We start from the raw sequence: 20,539 nt of genomic DNA, 5'->3' as shown, positions 1-20,539 counted from the left end.
ATGCTTTTTTGGCGAAAAGGATTCTCTTCATGCGTATTGTGCAAAAAGCCCTAACGTTCGACGACGTTCTACTGGTACCCGCTCATTCAAATGTTATGCCACGCGATGTCTCGCTGGCTACACAGTTCACGCGCGGGATCCGCCTGAACCTCCCCCTCGTTTCTGCTGCAATGGACACAGTCACTGAAGCGCGCTTAGCCATAGCAATGGCACAAGAAGGCGGCATCGGTATCATTCACAAAAACATGACCCCTGCGATGCAGGCCAAAGAAGTAGCAAAAGTAAAACGCTACGAGTCAGGTATTGTGAAAGACCCCGTCACTGTAGCGCCGACTATGTTAGTTCGTGACGTGCTAACGTTAACACGTCAACACAAGATTTCTGGCTTACCCGTGATCGACAATGGTCAGTTAGTTGGTATTGTGACCAACCGCGACCTGCGTTTTGAAACTCGCCTTGATGTGCCAGTGTCATCGATCATGACGCCAAAAGAAAAACTGGTAACGGTAAAAGAAGGTACCAGCATCGAAGACGCTCGCACATTAATGCACGAGCACCGCCTAGAGCGTGTGCTGGTTGTCGACGATGCCTTCACCCTCAAAGGTCTGATCACCGTTAAAGACATTGTCAAAACCAGCGAACACCCACTGGCAGCCAAAGACGAGCAAGGCCGCTTGCGCGTTGGCGCCGCCGTTGGCGTTGGCGCAGGCACTGACGAGCGCGTGAAATTACTGGTTGAAGCCGGCGTTGACGTCATCGTCGTCGACACAGCGCACGGTCACAGCCAAGGCGTACTGGATCGCGTGAAATGGGTCAAAACCCACTTCCCACAAGTGCAAGTGATTGGTGGCAATATCGCCACTGGCGCAGCCGCTCTAGCCTTGGTTGAAGCTGGCGCGGACGCGGTCAAAGTCGGTATTGGCCCAGGCTCGATCTGCACCACGCGTATTGTTGCCGGTGTTGGTGTACCGCAAATTTCTGCCGTAGCCAATGTAGCCGAAGCACTCGCAGGCACTGGCGTGCCATTGATCGCTGATGGCGGTATCCGCTTCTCCGGCGATATTGCTAAAGCCATCGCCGCAGGCGCTCACATGGTGATGTTGGGTGGTTTGTTCGGTGGTACCGAAGAGGCTCCAGGCGAGGTTGAACTCTACCAAGGTCGTTCGTACAAGAGCTACCGCGGAATGGGCTCGCTCGGTGCAATGGCTGGCGCAAATGGCTCTTCAGATCGCTACTTCCAAGACAAAACCGCTGATGCAGATAAATTGGTACCAGAAGGCATCGAAGGCCGCGTACCATACAAAGGTCCTTTGACTGCGGTGATCCACCAATTAGTCGGTGGTTTGCGCTCATCAATGGGTTATTTGGGTTGCGCTACGATTGATGATGTTCACGCCAAAGCGGAATTCGTACAAATCACCGCAGCGGGTATTCGTGAATCACACGTTCATGACGTGCAAATCACCAAAGAAGCACCAAACTATCATCAAGATTAATATTATTAAATATTGAGTTTGACTTAAAAACCGCTGCGAGTCAGCGGTTTTTTTTGGCGGTGATAAACGTAGTCAATACTGTTCGAACAAAAACCAGAACTAAAAATTCCCCTTCCTAGCCTTATTGCCATACTCAATTCAAACAACCCACAAATCTAATGCGTATATAACCCAAAGCCTTTAGATAGAATAGATACAGCCAATTACCCCAGCTAAATACGATAACGATCCAAGGTTTGCTGCACCGAATCAGCTAAGGCACACAACTGATCAGCCGAAGTAGCCGCCAGCCTTGCCGCGCCACTGGTATCCCCTGCCATTTTAGCAATCTGCTCAACCTGCTGAGCGATAGCAGTACTAGCCGTACTTTGCTCACCAATCGCAATCGATATATCGGAGACATACCCCACCACCACCTCCGAAGCACCACGAATTCGCAAAATTGAATCCCCCGCGTCACGCGCGTAATTCACCCCTTGGCTAACCGAATTGACCACTTGATTCATTCGACTTACAGCACGATCAGCGCAATCGCTAATTTGATTCACCGTTTGCGTAATTTCCTGCGTTGAATTGCTAGTGCGTTCAGCCAATTTACGCACCTCATCGGCCACCACCGCAAAACCTCGACCTTGCTCACCGGCACGTGCAGCTTCAATCGCGGCGTTCAAAGCCAGTAAATTCGTCTGATCAGCAATATCTTTAATTACCCCTAACACAATTTGAATTTGCTGGCTTTGCTCACGCAAAGCACCGATTTCTAATGCGGCATCATTGACAGTACTCGAAATTCCATTAATTTCATCCACGGTGGCTCGTATTACTTTTTCACCCTCAACAGCCAACTGCCCAGACGACGTTGCGTTATGATCGGCGTCCCTCGCTCGTTCGGCCACATGCGAAATACTCACCGTCACCTGTTCAACTGTCGCGGCCATATGCTCAGCAGCCTCACTAGAATGCCCAGCTGTTCGCGACAAATCACCCGAAGCATCCACCATTTGATGCGCAGATCTGGTCATTTCACTGATATTGCGACTAATACTGGCAAAACTTTGCTGCACTGTGTCGAGCAAGCGGTTAAATGCCGTCACAAGCTCGCCAATTTCATCCTTGCCAGCGGCAGGCACACGGAAAGTAAAATCAAGTGAGGATTCAACATGACTGACCGCTCGCACCGTCTGCCGTAACGGCCCCCGTATAGCCCGCAAAATCCACAAGCCCAAGCCTAGCACCAGCATCGTTGCAACAATCGCTAAACTCACAAATAAAGTAATTGACTGGCTAGAACCCTGTCTAGCCGTAACCACACTCGCGCTAGCATGCTGCTGATTAAACTTCACCACAGCTTGCAAATCGGCCGCCAAGCGACGATTCAACGCCGCGCCCTGCCCATTAGCTAATGCAAATGCACTCGTGGCATCAAGTGCAGTCGAGCGCTGTATAACCTGTAAAAATACCGCCTGATACTGACCATAACTCGCCTGTAATTTGTCAAACAACAACCGCTCCTGCTCATTGAGTAAGAAGCCCTGATATTTTTTGAACAACTGTTCAATCTGCTGATTACGCAGCGTAATTTGTTCAGCCACCTCCGCCTTTTGTTGATCATTCGGTGCCAGAATATGAGCAAACATAGCTATACGATTTTCACGGATCGCAGCATCTAGCTCACTCATCAACACCAAGGTCGGAATAATATTGGTATCGAGCGACTCAAATTGATCCACATCCTGCTTCAGTTTATAACTGCCTAAACCGGCCAAAAACAGCAAAGCCATTAAGGTCACCGCAATCATTGCAATTAAGCGCTGGCTAATCGTCACTGCATGGCTCCTTATCATTAAGCTGAAGTAGGTTCAGCATAGTCAAACATGGCTAAAAACACATCGCCAACACCACAAGCCGGCCCAGGCAACAGACAAGCGCAATTGAATCTTGCAAGCTTTGCAAAACCTAACAAAACACTGACAATCAATTTATACTAGGCAAAATTCACTCCATCCGCACCACCATGCCCAAGATCTCACTCAGCCTGATCACACTCAGTCTCACTCTAATCAGCACAACCCAAGCACAAGTCCCTACCCACTGCACCGATAAAGAATACGCCATCATCGATGCATGGATGGGTAAAACCATCGCCACCGACTCAGGCTACAAAAACACGCGGCAAGGCAAAGTGCTGTCATTGTGCGCCGACCAAGCCCGTGAGCCATTTGGCCGCGTTAGCTATCGTTACGGTCTACCCGGCAAAGTAGAAATGAACGTCGACGCCACCACCCAAGCCCCGTTCACCATCGCCAACCTCAGCACCGGGCCACACACCGGCATGGATGTAGTTGGAATTTATCAAGGCGAATTTAGCTACTACGTCGCCATCAATGGCGGCCAAGCCAGCGGGATTGAGCTCACCGTGTTTAAAGGCCAGAAAAAACTAGTAGAACATTTTTCTGGTAATCACGAAGGGGAAGATTTTCAAGTGGGCGCAGCCGAGCTGGACTTGAGTGGCAATAAAGCGCGTTCACCCGTGTTGAAAATGGGGAAATTGAAGCATTCACTGTTTTAATCACTGGCGCATTGATGCCACCCTAAGCAAAGGCAAATAGCGCTTCTACGTCCGCATAGCCTGCTGCGCAGGCGGTGAACCGGCGGTTTCGCCCGCCGAACGAGCAAGGGGCAGTCTTGCCTTGCCCCTTGCAACCCCAGCGCGCCCGATCACCGCGAAACCCCGCTTGAAAAAGCCACGGCGAGGCGCCGCAAAACTCGCTGCGCGCTACCGTCGCGCAGCTCAAACAGGTTGCGGCTTAAAACCTCGCCGAGTCATTTTCAAACGGCGCGGCTCCACGGGCAATCCGTCCTAATTGCAACAGGGGTATATCAACCAAACCAAGTTCAAAATTCATCGCCAGAGCAACACCATCGCATGTATATGCCGCAATGATGGGTATGCATGAAATCCCCTGCAGCTGCGCCGAGCGAGGCATGCCGTAGCTTGGCGGTTTACCGCCTTAGCGAAGGCTGTGCCCTTGGGGTAAACAAGCGACAAGGGAATTCGGCGGGCTCTGTTTTGTTAAAACCCGACGCCTTGCCGATTGTCCGCAGCGAGGGCATCGGCGTAGCCGACGCAGATGCCGGGGGCTGCTTTGGGGGGCAGGGGTATTTGCAGAAGCAAATACCCCTGCCCGTCTGCGCGACGGAACGCGCATTGAAAACATCGCGCCAACGGCGCAAAAAAATATAAAAAATGCAAGTCAGACTAGCCGCGAGCGTAACCAGCGAATTAGATTATGGTAAGCTTTATGAAAATCAAATACGCACTCAATTCAAACAAATTAAACTTGGATTTAAAATATGCCCCCAGATTTACAGCAAAAGGAAAATACTGCAGAGGATCAAGTATCCATTACACATAGGAACACAATACACGATGGAGACTATACTCTTGTATCTTTTCTCAAGGAGCACTGGCTTCCTACAGTTGCCGCACTTCTATTAACCGGAGGTGTTTTCCTTGCATACGCTTGGAATTTTCACGCAAAAATATCCGATCAAAATGCTGATTGGGGTACCTTTGGCGATTTCATTGGCGGGACACTAAATCCTATTTTTGGCTTCATTTCTGTTATCTTGCTTTTTTATGCCGTAACACTTCAAAGAAAAGAGCTTAAAGGCACAAAAGAAGCGCTCGAATCTCAATCGAAATCAGCTGAAATGACAGCCGAATTACAACTATTAAAAACAATGCTAGAGTCTTATGAAACAGAGTCAAAAGCAACAGACGAAATTAGAAGTAGAAGTATAGCCACAATAAGTCAAATCGAGAAAGAAGTTAACATTTTGACTTTTGAGGTAGCCAATTTAGAAAAAGCCTCAGCACAAAGAGCAAAAGAAATGGAAGAGCTCAAAGAAAAAACAACCGAATTAACTGGATTTGATATTGACACGATCCAAGACATCCAAGAGGCATACAAAAAATCAGCTTCCTTAAAAGATCACAAAAACAAAGTTGAAGAAATTATTGAATCAGCAAAAAAAACCAACTCAACTTTACAAGACCTTACAATGCAACTCGAAGAGAAACACACACAGTTAAAGCAGCTAAGAGAATCAATAGATCAATCAACAGACAGTCAGATTTATTTAATCAAAAAGACTCGCTTCATTAACATCCGGATGGATTATTTATTTAATAGCTACCAGCAGCAGTTAGAAGAACAATCCAGAAACACTAGCACACATTAGCATCATAGATTCGCAGTCGCCAACGACACTACGCTGCACAAACCAACACCCTCCAGCATATTGCCGCTCCGTGTCGAATACGCACTACCCTTCACCTACCAAGCAATGTATATGCGCCCAGACCAATATCAGCAATAACTACAGCCACATATGCCACCAACAAAAAAGACCGCCATCGGCGGTCTTTTTTATCATCTCAAACTACAAACCCAATTACTCAATCACGGGCGGATTACGTAATTTGATGTGCAATTCGCGCAATTGCTTCTCGTCCACCGCATTCGGTGCATTGGTCAACAGCTCCGTAGGGCGTAGTCGCCAACGGCACTACGCCACAAGAATCACACCTTCCAGCGTATTACCGCTATGCATCGAATACACCCTACCTTTCGAGGTATTTGCTCATAGCCCTTGATTTACAATACTTATATGACAATACATCAATATTATTTCTTGATCGTTGATCTGGGGCTTAAAACCCCGTGTAGCGAAAACCGCAGCGAGGAGAGAGACAAATAGCTTCATCATTTGGCTCACGACGAAGCAAGGGCAGCGCGGAGCGCTTTTCGCCCGGGTCGCCTTTCTTTGGCCCACCTTTCTTTGGCGAAGCAAAGATAAGGTGGGTGCCGCGCGGCATCAGCGCGACTCAGCTCATTAAAATCACTAGAAATTCAGTCTAAAGCTAAAACCAAAAAGAACATTTCATAGGGTATATCACCACAGTCATTACCGAAAAACAGCTACATTGATATACCTAAGACAACAAAAAAGGCGACCTCAGTCGCCTTTTTTTTTAAAACTCAAACTCAATCAGCAATTACGCCAAATTAACCTGCGGTGCATTACGCAAACGAATATGCAATTCGCGCAATTGTTTCTCGTCCACTTCGTTCGGTGCATTGGTCAACAAACACTGCGCACGCTGCGTTTTCGGGAAGGCGATGACATCGCGGATTGATTCTGCGCCGGTCATCAGCGTCACCAAACGATCCAGACCGAAGGCCAAGCCGCCGTGTGGAGGCGCGCCGAATTTCAGGTTGTCGAGCAAGAAGCCAAATTTGTTTTGCGCTTCTTCTTCGCCGATACCGAGCGCGTCGAACACGGTTGATTGTACGTCAGCTTGGTGGATACGCACCGAGCCGCCGCCCATTTCCCAACCGTTCAAGACCATGTCGTAAGCGCGTGCTTTGCATGCGCCCGGATTGGTTTTCAGTAATGCAAGGTGTTCCACTTTGGGCGAAGTGAATGGGTGATGGCAGGCGTTCCAGCGTTTGCCGTCTTCGTCGTATTCAAACATTGGGAAGTCAACGACCCACAATGGTTTCCACGATTTGGTGAAGTAGCCGCCTTCTTCGCCGCGCTCGTGACCGATCTTGATACGCAGTGCGCCGATCGCTTCGTCAACGATTTTGCGTTTATCCGCACCAAAGAAGATGATGTCGCCGTTTTGCGCGCCAGTGCGTTCGATGATGGTTTTCAGCGCTTCGTTGCTGAGGAACTTCACGATCGGTGCTTTCAGACCAGAGTCTTCTGCGTTGCTAATGTTCGACACATCTTCCACTTTAATGTAGGCCAGACCTTTCGCGCCGTAGATGCCAACGAACTTGGTGTAGTCGTCGATGTCTTTACGGCTCAGTGTTGCGCCGCCCGGTACGCGCAAGCCGACTACGCGGCCACCGTCCATGTCGGCTGCGCCACGGAAGACTTTGAATTCTTCCGTTTTCATCACGTCGGTGAGTTCGGTGAATTTCAAGTCAACGCGCAGGTCCGGTTTGTCCGAACCGTAGTAGAACATCGCGTCGTCATACGCCATGCGTGGGAATTCGCCCAGGTCTACATTGATCGCTTGTTTGAAGACATGGCGCGCCATTTCTTCGGTGATATTCATGATTTCTTCTTCGTTCAAGAACGAAGTTTCAATATCGATCTGAGTAAATTCTGGCTGACGATCAGCGCGCAAGTCTTCGTCACGGAAGCATTTAGTAATTTGGTAGTAGCGATCGAAACCGGCCACCATCAACAATTGTTTAAATAGCTGTGGCGATTGTGGCAAGGCGAAGAATTGACCGTCGTGAACGCGGCTTGGCACGAGGTAATCGCGCGCGCCTTCTGGCGTAGAACGAGTCAGCATCGGGGTTTCGATGTCGATAAAGCCTTTGGTGTCGAGGAAGTTACGCACCAGCAGTGCCACTTGGTAACGCAAACGCAGATTGCGTTGCATCACTGGGCGACGCAGGTCGATGACGCGGTTGGTCAAACGCACGTTTTCAGAGAGATTTTCATCGTCGATCTGGAACGGTGGCGTTTCGGCTTTGTTCAACACGATGATGTCTTTGGCCAACACTTCGATTTGGCCAGAAATCATTTTAGCGTTGGTCGTACCTGCTGGACGTGCGCGGACGATGCCTTTGATTTCCAGCACGTATTCGCTGCGCGATGCATCAGCGGTGGCAAATGCATCTGGGGTATCTGGATCGACCACCACTTGCACGATGCCTTCGCGGTCGCGCAAGTCGATAAAAATAACGCCACCGTGGTCACGACGACGATGAGCCCAACCTTGCAAAGTCACAGTCTGGCCGAGGTATTGCTCGTTAATCAGACCACAGTAATTAGTACGCATCAAACACTTCCTTAAAATAAAACGCTGAATATTTCACGGGTTTGCTCCCCGTTTGCGGCATGACCGCAGGCATTAAATCACTTCAGTCAATCAGCCAAGGGGCGCTTCGCCCCTCGCTTTTAATTCTTGGCTTTCATTGGCTAGCGTATTGTACTGTCTAGCGCCGCTATGCCATACCCTAAAACCATTTCAAGCGCGGCAAATCACTTTTTTGCGACGTCACCCAGCGCTGGCGCAGCAACCGTATCTTTTGGCGTTGGCATCACTACCCCCAGCGAAATCACATACTTGAGGGCTTCATCGACTGACATATCCAGCTCTTTGACATCGGCGGTTTTGGCCATAAACAAAAAGCCCGAGGTTGGATTCGGCGTCGTAGGAACAAACACTGAAATCAGCTCGCCACCCAGCTTGTCATCAATTTCGCCGCTGGGCACGCCCGTCACAAAGCCGACAGACCAAGTACCTTGATGCGGGAACTGCACCAGTACCGCTTTGCGAAACGCATTGCCCGAATCCGAAAACAACGTATCGGAAACCTGCTTCACGCTCATATAAATCGAGCGCACGATAGGAATCCGTTTCACAATCGAGCCGCCCACTTGCAGCAAGCGTCGGCCCAAGATATTGGTGCCAACAACCCCAGTAATTAACAGCACCAGCGCAGTAAGAATAACCCCAAAGCCGGGGATATTATTCATCCCGGTAAATTGCGGAAAGAGCTTGGCGAGGCTTTGTAAAATCCAATAATCAGGACGAATTTGATTCGGTACATAAGCGCCCAGTTGATCCATCGTACCGATGAGCAAATTCAGAACCCACAAGGTAATCACCAAGGGGATCCAGATTAGTAAACCCGTCAACAGATAGCGCTTGAGTAAAGAAGTCACATTTTTCCTAATCAATTAAAACTAATCGGGACTTGCGGTGGATGAGCCACCCTTAAAGTCGGTTTGATACCAGCCAGAACCTTTTAGCTGAAAACCCGCTGCCGTCACGCACTTTTCATATTGAGGCGCATCACAAGCCGGGCATTGCGTTAAGGGATCAGCCGACATTTTTTGCAAATGTTCATCTTGGTGGCCGCAAGCGGCACAGCGATAAGCATAAATTGGCATAGCAATCTTCACCTGCAACAACAAAGTGGGCGATTATACCTTGTTCAAACGCGAAGGTCGAAATCGTCCATCAATCCGCTGAAACCAAACGATTTAGTCCGCCTCATCCAGCAATTGGCCACCCCACCCCCAGCCGGCCAACGGCGCTTCATCAATGGTCACAATCACATACTCAGCCGGTTTGTTCGCTACCCGTACCATGGTCTGGGTAAATTCAGCGACGATTTGCTGTTTTTGTTCACGGTTTAATTCACCCGCTACACGTAAATTAATATACGGCATCTCAATTCCTTACAAAGTTTTCACTAAAACGCAACACAAAAACACTAAGCTACTCGGCATTTGCAATACTCGGGAATTCCCTAATGTCTATTCGTCCTTTTCTCGCCGCGCTCTGCCTGATTGCAATCCCTAGTTACGCCGACATTACCGTCGGTTTGCTAACCACACGGGCCGATGAGCAAACCCTTGAAGACTGGCAACCGGTGCTGAATGATCTATCCGCTGCCATTGGCCAACCTGTAAAGGGCTGGGTAAGTAGTGACCGCGACGCCATGTTGAAGAAAATCCAAAACAATGAAATCCAAGTCGCTCGACTCGATAATAAACTGGCGCTCGACGCGGTTGAAAGCGGAAAAAGTGATGTGTTTGCCAGTTTAATTCAAAGCGGTAATCTTAAAACTTATCGCAGCGTGATGCTGGTGCCAAAAACAAGCCCAATACAAAATGCCGAGCAGCTATTAGATAAGCCAAAACAACTACGATATGCCTCGGGAAAACCATCGAGCACCGCTGATTTTTACATTCCACAATATCATCTGTTTATGAAACGCAATATTCTGCCGGAGCACTATTTCAAACAGATCATTGTTGGCACAGCAGAGCAATCGTTTGTAGCGCTGGCAAAAAAACAGGTCGATGTCGCTGTCAGTAATACATTCGACTTAGAGCAGCTCAAAGAGAAATACCCTCGCGATTTTGCGCAAATGAAAGTGGTTTGGCAATCGCCCGACTTCACCTTCGACCCCTTAGTAATGCGCCGCGACCTACCCGCTAATGTCAAAAGTAAAATCAGTCAGTTTTTCCTCGACTATGGCCGCACCGGTAACAATACCGCTTTAGCGAGACAACGCTTGTATTACGCCGACCAATTGGCTGGTTTTTCCCCAGCCGATAATCGTAGCTTGCGCCAAGTAACGGATTTGCAGTTATTCCATGATTTGTTCAAGCTCACGTTTAATACTAAGCTCGACCCCAAACTCAAAGCGGAACAAGAAAAAGCCTTTTATGGTCGCTACAATCAATTAGTTAGCGTACTGGGCGGCGCCAAGTAAGCTATTTAATTCAAGTGTATTGGCCTCTAGCCATTATTAATTAAAGGCTAGAGGCCAATACATCACAACAGATCCCAACCTCCACTTCCCTACTGCTAATTACGTTTAACTAAATACAAATTGCTCAAATTTTAAGCAAGCCAATTTTTCCGATACAGATCAAAACACTATCTCGGTTACCCACAGCTTATTCAAGCAATACACCTCACTATTGGGCATAACTCAAACCAAACGGCCTATTTTTTCACATCGGCGATACCCGCAAGCCGCTTCCTTGCTAAGTCAAAGACTTAGCTCAGTTACCCACAGCCAATGCCGTTTTTTATCCACGCCATCTGGGGATAACACGCTAATCGCCCAAATAGCTTGCGCCAAGCTCAATTAGCCAGAACGCAAATGAGTCGCTAAACTCTCAATCAATCACACTGCAAACGCCCATCGCATTTAAATAGGACGCACCATGAATTTAGAAAAAGTAATTTTTGGCTTCTTTATTTTGCTAGCATTTACGCTCAATTTTGGCTTTGTGATTGGCGAAATTGATGTCGCTCACCAGCATGATGTCAATGAGCTATTTGCCGCCATCGTGGTGAATTTGATTGCCACAGTGATTAAATTTGGCGACCGCACCCAAGTCGGTGCCTTGCATCTGGCGACCAGCTTGGTAGCCGATTTGCAACTCATCGCCGCTGCCTTGGTATGGTGGAATGCGCTATACATTACTCAACTGGGCATGACGCCAGCCACAACGACAACGATTGTTTCGCTATCCGCGGGTGCGCTCGCGGCCAATTTGGTGTCAGTGATTTTGCTGATTGGTGAAACACTGCAACACCGTCGCTAAACCGCACCATAGTCTGAAACCCACATGCCTAATATTTTCTTCCTGATGCTTCGGCGCTTACGCACGCCGATTATCACGCTCATCTTGATCTACGCCATCTCTGTCATGGGCTTAGTGATGATTCCGGGTGTCGATGACCAAGGCCAACCGTATCGGATGGATTTTTTCCACGCTTTTTATTTTATTAGCTACACCGCAACGACGATTGGTTTTGGTGAAATCCCGTTCCCATTTACCAACGCGCAACGCATGTGGGTGGTCATTTGTATTTATTTGGCTGTGGTTGGCTGGACGTATACGCTGGGCTCTATTTTTGCCTTATCACGCGACCAAGCATTCGCCAGAGCAATCCAATACACGCGCTTTATTAATAAAGTTAAAAACTTCACCGAGCCGTTTTATTTAATCTGTGGTTACGGCCAAACTGGGCGCTTATTGTGCAAAGTACTGGATGAGCAAAATATACGTTTTGTCGTCATCGATCTACGTGAGGAACGGATCAACGAAGTGGCGCTGGCCAATTATCATTTTGATGCGCCTTACCACGCTGGCGACGCAGCCAATCCAGAATTGCTTAAAGTGGCAGGGCTGAGCCATCCGATGTGTGTCGGCGTATTGGGCATCACCGGCGATGAAAATACCAATCTATCGATTGCAATCAGCGCCTACGTACTGCGGCCAAAAATGCTGTCGATTTGCCGCAGCAAAAATCAAGAAGTCAGCGACAATATGGCGTCGTTTGGCACCAATAAAGTCATCAATATGTTTGAAGCGGTCGGCGCTCAATTTCATTTGGCCTTACATGCCCCAGCGGCTTCACAACTAAAAACGATTTTATCTGACTTTCCTGGCAACCCAATTCCCACCCCCATCGTGCCACCGAAAGGCCATTGGGTCATTGTTGGCTACGGTCGTTTTGGCCGAGCAGTACATGCTGCGCTCAGCTTAGAAGCAGGAATTAGCGTGCACATCATCGATCCAGAACCGCAAGCTGAGCTTGACCCCGCCCAATTTCATCTGGCGCTCGGTGTTGATGCGGCGTCCTTACAAGCGGCAGGCATCGAGCGAGCCGTGGGCTTATTGGTCAGCCATGATCACGATGCGAACAATCTATCGGCGATTGCCACTGCGCGCATGCTCAACCCGAATTTATTTATCGTCGCGCGGCAGAACCTCGCCAGCAATCACCTGCTCTTTGAAGCCTTTAAACCCGATTTCACATCGATTCGCAGCGAAGTTGTCGCTCACGAAGCGCTACGCGCAATGGCGAGCCCAATGCTGTCTCGCTTTGTGAAGCACATCGAGGCTCAGGATGAAGCTTGGGCGGCGGCGCTCACCAAAAACATCGAAGTACTTTGTCAGCATTGCGTGCCCGAAAATTGGAGCATCAAACTCGACGCCAACAACATCGCGGCAGTGCACGCCTTTTTAGCGCGGCCAACGCCGCACTTACAACTAGCCCATTTTGCGCACAGTGTGCTCGAACACGGCGCGCCATTGCATTGCATCGCCCTGATGCGCTGCCACGCTGGCGAAGACATTTTATTACCGAGTGACGATACCGAATTAAACTTTGGCGACGAGATCTTATTTATCGGCGACGATGCCGCTTGGCAATCGCACGACGCAATGTGCAGCGAAGTGAGTTTGCTGGAATACGCCCGCACCGGAGTCGAGCAACCACAAAGCTGGTTATTCCGCAAAATTGCCACATGGCGCGAAAACCGTGCCTTGGAGCTCAACACCAACGCCGAAAATTTAGACTAAATGCCGCGGCTGACCGCGCAAGAACGCATCCACATTGCCAATCAATTGATCGGCTAGCGTTTGCATCGTTTCGACACTCGCCCATGCCACATGCGGTGTAATGATCAAATTGGGTAATTGCGCCTCGAGCAGTGGATTACCTGCCCGTGGAGGTTCAGCGACCAAGACGTCGATCCCCGCCCCAGCAATTTGCCCCGCTTGCAACGCAGCCAATAATGCCGCCTCATCAACCAAACCACCGCGCGCGGTATTGATTAAAATCGCTGATTTTTTCATCTGCGCCAGCTCAAACGAACCGATCAAGTTTTTCGTGTCTTCAGTCAACGGGCAATGCAGGCTCAGCACATCCGCAGTTGCCAAAGCCTCATCCCAAGCCAAATAGCCCTGCCGCACTTGCGCGGCACCTTTTCGCTCGACAAAAACTACCTCCATGCCAAACGCCCGCGCCAAGTTTGCCGTCGCTTGCCCCAATGCGCCCGAGCCCATGATCGCCATGCGGCTACCCGCCAAATCATGCAATGGCTCGGCAAACAGACAAAATCCAGCCGCAGATTGCCACTCACCCGCTGCCAATCGCTGCCGATACGCCAGTAATTGACGCCGTAAAGCCAGCATCAACATCAAGGTATGCTCCGCTACGCCATGAATAGCATAGTCTCTGATGTTACACACCCCTACTGTATATTCACGCGCCGCGACAATATCGATTTGGTTATAACCCGTAGCGGCAACCGCAATCAGCTTGAGATCAGGCAGTTGCGCCAGCATGTCTCGCGTGATCGGGACTTTGTTGCTGATTGCGACTGTCGCCCCCTGTAAGCGCTCAACGACTTCATGAGGCGACGTTTGGGCATATGAAATCCAGCGATGCGGGTTTGGGATCGTTTTCAGCGAAACCGGCAAGGTGGCAGCATCCAGAAATACAATCAAAGGTTCGATCATTAAATTGACTCAATCAGAATTTAAAACAGCATTAAAATATTCAGCAGCAAACTGGCACATGGCCTGCGTCAGCAATAGCGCGGGTCGCGTTTGCCGCGCCCAATGATGCCAATACAGCGGCACACTGGCGTGCAATTCGCGCAACGGGAGTACCCGCCCAGCCGCGATATCAGCTTCAGCTTGTGCACACGGCACGACGGCATAGGCCAATCCCGCCTGCGCAGCCGCATACAACGCATGGCTTTCGGGAATCACAAAACACGGATATTGATCTTCGAGTAAAGCAAATTGCTCGCGCAATAAGCGGCGATGCAAACTCTCTTTACGACTATCTATTCGGCCATAAACCGCGGCAGGTGCTGCCGCTAAACTGCTAGCATTGATGCCTTGGGAAAAATACTGCGCCACAAATGCTGGACTCGCCACGCCAATATAAGGCAATTCACCCAACGGTATCACCCCACAGCCAGCAAAAGGCAAGGGCTGCGTACTGATACATCCAATCACCTCACCAGAACGCAACAAATCCAGTGTGTAGGCTTCATCATCAATCACACATTCGAGCAATAAATTAGTCTGCACCAAACTCGGCGCGAGTGCCGGAATCAGGCCAATCGCCAAACTATCAGCGGTAATCCCCACCCGTAGCGTCGTTAAAGCGGCTGATGTCGCGTCACTTTCTTGGGCAAAATCGTTTTCCAGCAAGCGCACTTGGCGCACATGCGCGAGCAATTTCTCGCCCGTTGCAGTCGCACGCAGTGGGTTTTCGCGCCGCAGTAAAACCTCACCATGGCGCTCTTCCAATTGCCGAATCCGCTGCGAAATCGCCGATGGCGTTAAGTGCAAACGTTTGGCCGCGGCATCAAAGCTGCCACAACGCAAAATCATATCGAGTGCTTCAAGTAGTTTGTAATCAAACATAGCGTTTAGACCCAAGAATTCACAAGGCTTGGAGCCTTGCAAGTGCAATTAGGTACGGCTCCTTAAGCGAAATTGAGGGTGGAGCAGAATTTATTGTTTTACCACGATTTCACAATCTGTTTGAATAGCAAACTTAAGAATTATCCGCCGAGCATTGCCATGACCATACTGTCGATCAATATCAATAAAATTGCCTTACTGCGCAATTCTCGTGGCCGCAATTATCCCGATGTACGCGCATTTGCTGCGCGTTGCCTCGATTTGGGCGCGGGCGGTATTACGCTACACCCCCGCCCCGACCAACGCCACGCCCGCTATTCGGATGTCACCGAGCTGGGCGAGCTGTGCCAATCTCGTGGCGTTGAGCTCAATGTCGAAGGCTACCCAACGCCAGAATTTCTAGCTGTAGTCAAAGCCAATCGGCCTGCCCAATGCACACTGGTACCCGATGCGCCAGATCAAGTGACATCTGATCACGGCTGGGATTTACAAAAAGATGGCGAGTTTTTACGGCCAATTTTGGCTGAACTGAAAGCACTTGGCATTCGCAGCAGCCTATTTATCGATTACGACACGCAAGACATGGCGCTAGCGAAAGAACTCGGTGCTGATCGCGTTGAGCTCTATACCGAGCCCTACGCCGAAACCTTTGGCACGCCCGAGAACGACACCATTTTGGCTGGCTTTGCCGCCGCAGCCCAACGCGCACAAGACGCAGGGTTAGAAGTCAACGCAGGGCATGATTTGAATCTGCAAAATCTGGCGCAATTTTTGACTATCCCCAATATTGTCGAAGTCTCCATCGGCCACGCGGTCATTGTGGAATGCCTTGAGTTGGGCATCAACGACGTACTGCGCCAATACGTAGCAATCTGCCGACCTAACAGTAAATAAATGATTCAAATCCACTGTTACCGGGCTGCTCTCGTTGAGTTGGGGCTTAAATACCCCGTTCAAGCGTACCGAGTGAGGGAGAGAGACAAACAGCTTTACCGTTTGGCTCACGACGGATCGAGGGCATCGGGGACCGATGCGCGCCCGGGTCGCCTTTCTTTGCTTACTTTCTTTGGCGAAGCAAAGAAAGTGAGTCCCCGTCGCGGATTGCGACTGTAAATAGTCGTGCCGCAGGCGCAAAAAAAATCACAATCAATAATATCAATAGGACATCACTGTGAAACCATTGAATGCCACACAAACCCTCAGCATCGCCCAACAATTTGGTACACCAACTTGGATTTATGACGCCGCAACCATTCGCGAGCGCATCGGCCAATTGCAAATGTTCGACACGATTCGATTTGCGCAAAAAGCCAATTCAAATATCCACATTCTGAAATTGATGCGTGAGCAAGGAGTGAAAGTCGATTCAGTGTCGCTCGGTGAAATCGAACGCGCGATTGCAGCCGGCTTTGCCACGGGCAAAGACGCTGACGATATTGTGTTCACCGCCGACTTACTCGATCGTGCGACTTTAGCCCGCGTTGTTGAGTTAGACATTCAAGTCAATTGTGGTAGCCCGCAAATGTTAGAACAACTCGGGCAAGCGCATCCCGGCCACCGCGTTTGGTTACGCATCAATCCCGGTTTCGGCCACGGTCACAGCCAAAAAACCAATACTGGCGGCGAGCAAAGCAAACACGGCATTTGGCACGACCAATTGCCAGAAGCCTTAGCACTAATCGAGAAATACAATCTGGATTTAGTCGGCCTGCACATGCACATCGGCTCGGGCGTGGATTACAGCCATTTGCAAGAGGTCTGTGCCGCGATGGTGGCGCAAGTCAAACAATCGGGGCGCGATATTCGGGCGATTTCAGCGGGTGGCGGTTTGTCGATTCCTTACCGCGTGGGCGGCGAAACCATCGATACCGCGCATTATTTCAGCCTCTGGGATGCGGCGCGCAATGAAATTGCGGCGCATCTAGGGCATGCCGTACATTTGGAAATCGAACCTGGCCGTTTCCTTGTTGCCGAAAGCGGCAAATTGATTGCTGAAGTTCGCGCGAAAAAAGACGTTGGCAATAACCACTTCGTGCTGGTTGACGCTGGTTTTTCAGACCTGATGCGCCCTGCGATGTACGGCAGTTACCATGAAATCAGCCTGTTGCGAGCTAATGGCGTAGTTGCGGGCGGCGAAACGCGCCCTACCGTACTGGCTGGCCCACTGTGCGAATCGGGCGATGTGTTTACGCAAGAGGAAGGCGGCGTGGTCACGCCACGTGATTTGCCAGCGGCTGACATTGGTGATTTTGTCGTACTGCACGACACCGGCGCGTATGGCGCGAGTATGTCGAGCAATTACAATACCCGCCCACTGATTGCCGAGGTGTTAATCGACGACGGCACCGTGCGCCAAATCCGCCGCCGCCAGACGATTGCAGAACTCTTGGCGCTGGAGTTGTAAAGCAGAACAATTAACAGCGCATTTGATTGTCATTCACTCAAATAGGCGACACAATCTGTGTTGCCTATTTTTTTACTAGGATCGGCTGACGCGGGGTTTTCCGTCGCGCAGGCGCGAATGTTACGACACATCAAAGCGAGCGCGATCTTATTTAGTCCAGCCTTAAACACTCAATACTGAATACAGCAAAGCCAAGCAAGCTTTGCATCAATACCGATTACTAGAACCATCCCAAGGATTTTTATGATCTCCATCAGCGGATACGGCACGCTCGTTGCGGCTTCACTCGTCCTGCTATTTGGCCGAGTATTAGTCGAAAAAACGGCGCCACTGAAAGCATTTACCATCCCCGAGCCGGTTGCGGGTGGCTTGGTCGTCGCGCTATTGATGTTATTCGCGCAGCAAGTGGCAGGCGTCACCATTAAGTTTGATACCTCACTACAAACCCCATTGATGCTGGCCTTTTTTGCCACCATTGGACTATCGGCCAATCTGGCCACCCTCAAAGCGGGTGGCAATGTGATGCTCAAATTTCTTGGCGTAGTGCTTGGCCTCTTGGTGATGCAAAACGTCATCGGCATTAGCTTGGCAAGTTTGCTGGGGTTAGAACGGCATTTAGGTTTACTGGCAGGCTCAGTCACTTTGTCGGGCGGTCACGGCACGGGAGCGGCATGGAGCAGTGTATTTAGCGAACAATTTGGTATTCAAGGCGCCACCGAGCTAGCAATGGCATGTGCTACTTTTGGTCTGGTACTTGGGGGCTTAATCGGCGGGCCGGTTGCGAAATACTTAATCCGCAAAGTCACTATACCCAGCGCGTCACACCATCAGGATCAAGCGCCAGTCGGTTTTGAAGAGCCACAAGCCACACGCCTGATTACGGTTAATTCATTTATTGAATCTTTAGCGCTGATTGCCTTAAGTTTAGCAGGCGGACAGATGCTGGCAGAAGCCATAGCCGGTACGTCATTTGAACTACCCACTTTTGTGTGCGTGCTGTTTATTGGCGTATTGCTACGCAATGTGCTTAGTGGCTTGGGCTGGTACCAAGTCTTTGAACGCGAAATCTCAGTACTGGGCAACGTGAGTTTGGCGCTATTTTTAGCGATGGCCTTGATGAGTTTACGGTTGTGGGAATTAGCACACTTAGCACTGCCCATTTTACTCATCCTCAGTATCCAAGCCGTAGCAATGGCTGTCTATGCGATTGTTATTACCTTCCGTGTGATGGGTAAAAACTATGATGCAGCCGTACTCGCGGCTGGTCACTGCGGTTTTGGGCTGGGCGCAACGCCAACCGCGATTGCCAATATGCAAGCTGTGACGCATCGTTTTGGGCCTTCGCATTTGGCCTTCATTGTCGTACCGATGGTCGGTGCCTTTTTTATCGACATCGCCAACGCCTTGGTCATCAAACTGTTTATGGCGCTCCCGATTTATTGATGCCCCACGCTGACCTTGCTGTGCAACATAGAAGCAGGCTTGTCCACGAACGCAACCCGAATACGCAGAGCAATTGATTTTGTTAAGCGTGTATTCGCGGGCAAGCCTGCAGCAACGAAATTCATTTCGTTCTATGCTAAAGCAACGCACCCAATATCAACAAAGGTATATCACTGCAGGTAATAATAAATAAGGTGTATTGAGCAATACCCCAAGGCAAGGCAAATCAACTTACTCCATGCGGAGGCAATGTTATAATTGCAGTATTCTATTTCCTGCCCTGCCCCTACTTATGCCTACTCACCTCACCATCCCCGACCTTAGCCAAGCACTTGACCTTCTGCGCGCGGGAGAATTGGTCGGCATCCCCACCGAAACCGTCTACGGGCTCGCTGCCGATGCCAGCCAGCCGAACGCAGTGGCCAAGATTTTCACCGCTAAAGGTCGACCGAACGATCATCCAGTGATTGTGCATATCGCAGGGATTGAGCAACTCAAAGACTGGGCACAAAACATCCCAGAAGCTGCCTATCAACTGGCTCACGCTTTTTGGCCAGGCCCCCTCACGCTGATTTTGGAACGCCAAGCGCATGTGAGCGATTCAGTGACGGGCGGACAAAATACCGTCGGCTTGCGCGCGCCTGCGCATCCGATCACCCATGAATTATTGCGACAATTTGGCGGCGGTCTTGCTGCCCCCAGTGCCAATCAATTCGGCCACGTCAGCCCCACCACGGCTGAACATGTACGCCATGAATTCACGACTGATCAACTGAAATTGATTTTGGATGGGGGCGCCTGCCACGTTGGCGTTGAATCAACGATAGTCAGTTTAGTCGGCGGCGTTGCCAAATTATTGCGCCCCGGCGGCATTTCGCGCGCGGCAATTGAAAGTGTGCTTGGCACACCGATTGAACACCACACCGACCAAGCCAGCGCCCAGCAGCGCGTATCGGGCCTACTTGATTCACACTACGCACCGCGCACACCGCTGCTACTTGGCTCGCTAACGGCACTCTTACGAATCGCCGCTCAAGAACAAGCGGCAGGCAAAAAAGTGGTATTACTCACACAACAGGAAAATTCCGAAAATCACTATCCGCAGCACCAAATGCCCGCCAACCCCACCACCTATGCCCAAGAAATTTACGCAACTTTACGTCGCCTAGACCAAGATAAATTTGATCTCTTGCTGCTCGAAACCCCGCCGCAAGGCGCAGAATGGCTAGCAATTCACGACCGCCTCAATCGTGCAGCGCAGCAAAAATTAGATTAAATTTTTTCAATCCGTGTGCGCTGTCACACTTCCTTACCGCTCATCCTGTCAGCAAGACCGCTCCTCTTTCCTACGCAAAGTGGTCTTGCTCGCAGTAAGTAAATACCTTTACTATCCCAACTAAAC

At 50.0% G+C, this 20,539-nt stretch carries 18 protein-coding genes; 11 read left to right on the top strand and 7 right to left on the bottom strand.

All coding sequences use genetic code 11. The annotated features are described in order from the left end of the window. Positions 1-29 precede the first annotated feature (29 nt). Positions 30-1,496 carry an IMP dehydrogenase gene (gene guaB / locus GM173_RS01850; RefSeq protein ID WP_203569621.1) on the top strand — a complete coding sequence of 489 codons (1,467 nt, stop codon included), beginning with the start codon at positions 30-32 and terminating at the stop codon, positions 1,494-1,496. A gap of 212 nt (positions 1,497-1,708) precedes the next feature. Here the strand turns inward: guaB and GM173_RS01845 are convergent, their stop codons facing one another. Next, positions 1,709-3,322, bottom strand: coding sequence for a methyl-accepting chemotaxis protein (locus tag GM173_RS01845; RefSeq protein ID WP_203569620.1), 1,614 nt, complete (start codon positions 3,320-3,322; stop codon positions 1,709-1,711). 188 nt (positions 3,323-3,510) lie between these two features. Between GM173_RS01845 and GM173_RS01840 the strand changes: the two genes are divergently transcribed. The 3 genes from GM173_RS01840 to GM173_RS01830 all read left to right on the top strand — a co-directional run bounded on the left by GM173_RS01840 (position 3,511) and on the right by GM173_RS01830 (position 5,741). Further along, positions 3,511-4,065: a hypothetical protein gene (locus GM173_RS01840; RefSeq protein ID WP_203569619.1), complete on the top strand. Its 555-nt coding sequence runs from the start codon at positions 3,511-3,513 to the stop codon at positions 4,063-4,065. A gap of 384 nt (positions 4,066-4,449) precedes the next feature. Beyond that, entirely contained in the window at positions 4,450-4,740 is a 291-nt protein-coding gene (locus tag GM173_RS01835; protein ID WP_203569618.1) for a hypothetical protein, read from the top strand. Between the two features lie 110 nt (positions 4,741-4,850). Continuing rightward, entirely contained in the window at positions 4,851-5,741 is an 891-nt protein-coding gene (locus GM173_RS01830; protein WP_203569617.1) for a coiled-coil domain-containing protein, read from the top strand. A gap of 817 nt (positions 5,742-6,558) precedes the next feature. Here the strand turns inward: GM173_RS01830 and aspS are convergent. From aspS to GM173_RS01810, 4 genes are all read right to left on the bottom strand, one after another. Further along, positions 6,559-8,364, bottom strand: a complete 1,806-nt coding sequence (gene aspS, locus GM173_RS01825; protein ID WP_203569616.1) for an aspartate--tRNA ligase — start codon at positions 8,362-8,364, stop codon at positions 6,559-6,561. A gap of 203 nt (positions 8,365-8,567) precedes the next feature. After that, positions 8,568-9,254 carry a DUF502 domain-containing protein gene (locus tag GM173_RS01820; RefSeq protein WP_373309321.1) on the bottom strand — a complete coding sequence of 229 codons (687 nt, stop codon included), beginning with the start codon at positions 9,252-9,254 and terminating at the stop codon, positions 8,568-8,570. Between the two features lie 21 nt (positions 9,255-9,275). After that, positions 9,276-9,482: an FmdB family zinc ribbon protein gene (locus tag GM173_RS01815; RefSeq protein WP_203569615.1), complete on the bottom strand. Its 207-nt coding sequence runs from the start codon at positions 9,480-9,482 to the stop codon at positions 9,276-9,278. Positions 9,483-9,575: 93 nt separating this feature from the next. Beyond that, the gene (locus tag GM173_RS01810) at positions 9,576-9,764 is read right to left on the bottom strand and encodes a tautomerase family protein (protein ID WP_203569614.1); all 189 of its coding nucleotides are present in this window, start codon (positions 9,762-9,764) and stop codon (positions 9,576-9,578) included. An 83-nt stretch (positions 9,765-9,847) separates the two neighbouring features. Here GM173_RS01810 and phnD point away from each other — a divergent pair, with 83 nt between their 5' ends. The 3 genes from phnD (at position 9,848) to GM173_RS01795 (ending at position 13,427) form a co-directional block, all read left to right on the top strand. Next, complete coding sequence (phnD, locus tag GM173_RS01805) at positions 9,848-10,816, top strand: phosphate/phosphite/phosphonate ABC transporter substrate-binding protein (RefSeq protein ID WP_203569613.1); 969 nt, start codon at positions 9,848-9,850, stop codon at positions 10,814-10,816. Positions 10,817-11,276: 460 nt separating this feature from the next. Further along, on the top strand, positions 11,277-11,660 hold the full coding sequence (locus tag GM173_RS01800; RefSeq protein ID WP_203569612.1) for a DUF6394 family protein: 384 nt from the start codon (positions 11,277-11,279) through the stop codon (positions 11,658-11,660). Between the two features lie 24 nt (positions 11,661-11,684). Then, the gene (locus GM173_RS01795) at positions 11,685-13,427 is read left to right on the top strand and encodes a potassium channel family protein (protein WP_203569611.1); all 1,743 of its coding nucleotides are present in this window, start codon (positions 11,685-11,687) and stop codon (positions 13,425-13,427) included. Here the strand turns inward: GM173_RS01795 and GM173_RS01790 are convergent. Continuing rightward, on the bottom strand, positions 13,419-14,369 hold the full coding sequence (locus GM173_RS01790) for a D-2-hydroxyacid dehydrogenase (RefSeq protein WP_203569610.1): 951 nt from the start codon (positions 14,367-14,369) through the stop codon (positions 13,419-13,421). The genes GM173_RS01795 and GM173_RS01790 overlap by 9 nt on opposite strands. 9 nt (positions 14,370-14,378) lie before the next feature. Further along, positions 14,379-15,290: an ArgP/LysG family DNA-binding transcriptional regulator gene (locus GM173_RS01785; RefSeq protein WP_203569609.1), complete on the bottom strand. Its 912-nt coding sequence runs from the start codon at positions 15,288-15,290 to the stop codon at positions 14,379-14,381. Between the two features lie 159 nt (positions 15,291-15,449). Here GM173_RS01785 and GM173_RS01780 point away from each other — a divergent pair, with 159 nt between their 5' ends. The 4 genes from GM173_RS01780 to GM173_RS01765 all read left to right on the top strand — a co-directional run bounded on the left by GM173_RS01780 (position 15,450) and on the right by GM173_RS01765 (position 20,413). After that, positions 15,450-16,184 (top strand): pyridoxine 5'-phosphate synthase, encoded by a 735-nt coding sequence (locus GM173_RS01780; protein ID WP_203569608.1) that lies wholly within the window; start codon positions 15,450-15,452, stop codon positions 16,182-16,184. A gap of 277 nt (positions 16,185-16,461) precedes the next feature. After that, positions 16,462-17,694: a diaminopimelate decarboxylase gene (gene lysA / locus GM173_RS01775; protein WP_203569607.1), complete on the top strand. Its 1,233-nt coding sequence runs from the start codon at positions 16,462-16,464 to the stop codon at positions 17,692-17,694. Positions 17,695-17,937: 243 nt separating this feature from the next. Then, complete coding sequence (gene gltS, locus GM173_RS01770; protein WP_203569606.1) at positions 17,938-19,137, top strand: sodium/glutamate symporter; 1,200 nt, start codon at positions 17,938-17,940, stop codon at positions 19,135-19,137. A gap of 292 nt (positions 19,138-19,429) precedes the next feature. Continuing rightward, the gene (locus GM173_RS01765; RefSeq protein ID WP_203569605.1) at positions 19,430-20,413 is read left to right on the top strand and encodes an L-threonylcarbamoyladenylate synthase; all 984 of its coding nucleotides are present in this window, start codon (positions 19,430-19,432) and stop codon (positions 20,411-20,413) included. Positions 20,414-20,539 lie beyond the last annotated feature (126 nt).

This window comes from Deefgea chitinilytica, from assembly GCF_016881405.1.
GTDB classification, from domain to species: Bacteria; Pseudomonadota; Gammaproteobacteria; order Burkholderiales; family Chitinibacteraceae; genus Deefgea; species Deefgea chitinilytica.
The sequence above is the reverse complement of the archived record's forward strand: the minus strand, read 5'-3'. Positions and strand labels throughout refer to the sequence as shown.

What these genes read in the sequence shown, in the direction of transcription:
- GM173_RS01840 (WP_203569619.1), top strand. Translation starts at nt 3,511, where the DNA reads ATGCCCAAGATCTCACTCAGCCTGATCACACTCAGTCTCACTCTAATC.
- GM173_RS01835 (WP_203569618.1), top strand. Translation starts at nt 4,450, where the DNA reads ATGAAATCCCCTGCAGCTGCGCCGAGCGAGGCATGCCGTAGCTTGGCG.
- GM173_RS01790 (WP_203569610.1), bottom strand. Translation starts at nt 14,369, where the DNA reads ATGATCGAACCTTTGATTGTATTTCTGGATGCTGCCACCTTGCCGGTT.
- GM173_RS01785 (WP_203569609.1), bottom strand. Translation starts at nt 15,290, where the DNA reads ATGTTTGATTACAAACTACTTGAAGCACTCGATATGATTTTGCGTTGT.
- GM173_RS01815 (WP_203569615.1), bottom strand. Translation starts at nt 9,482, where the DNA reads ATGCCAATTTATGCTTATCGCTGTGCCGCTTGCGGCCACCAAGATGAA.
- GM173_RS01810 (WP_203569614.1), bottom strand. Translation starts at nt 9,764, where the DNA reads ATGCCGTATATTAATTTACGTGTAGCGGGTGAATTAAACCGTGAACAA.
- GM173_RS01780 (WP_203569608.1), top strand. Translation starts at nt 15,450, where the DNA reads ATGACCATACTGTCGATCAATATCAATAAAATTGCCTTACTGCGCAAT.
- GM173_RS01830 (WP_203569617.1), top strand. Translation starts at nt 4,851, where the DNA reads ATGCCCCCAGATTTACAGCAAAAGGAAAATACTGCAGAGGATCAAGTA.
- GM173_RS01765 (WP_203569605.1), top strand. Translation starts at nt 19,430, where the DNA reads ATGCCTACTCACCTCACCATCCCCGACCTTAGCCAAGCACTTGACCTT.
- gltS (WP_203569606.1), top strand. Translation starts at nt 17,938, where the DNA reads ATGATCTCCATCAGCGGATACGGCACGCTCGTTGCGGCTTCACTCGTC.
- aspS (WP_203569616.1), bottom strand. Translation starts at nt 8,364, where the DNA reads ATGCGTACTAATTACTGTGGTCTGATTAACGAGCAATACCTCGGCCAG.
- guaB (WP_203569621.1), top strand. Translation starts at nt 30, where the DNA reads ATGCGTATTGTGCAAAAAGCCCTAACGTTCGACGACGTTCTACTGGTA.
- GM173_RS01795 (WP_203569611.1), top strand. Translation starts at nt 11,685, where the DNA reads ATGCCTAATATTTTCTTCCTGATGCTTCGGCGCTTACGCACGCCGATT.
- GM173_RS01800 (WP_203569612.1), top strand. Translation starts at nt 11,277, where the DNA reads ATGAATTTAGAAAAAGTAATTTTTGGCTTCTTTATTTTGCTAGCATTT.
- phnD (WP_203569613.1), top strand. Translation starts at nt 9,848, where the DNA reads ATGTCTATTCGTCCTTTTCTCGCCGCGCTCTGCCTGATTGCAATCCCT.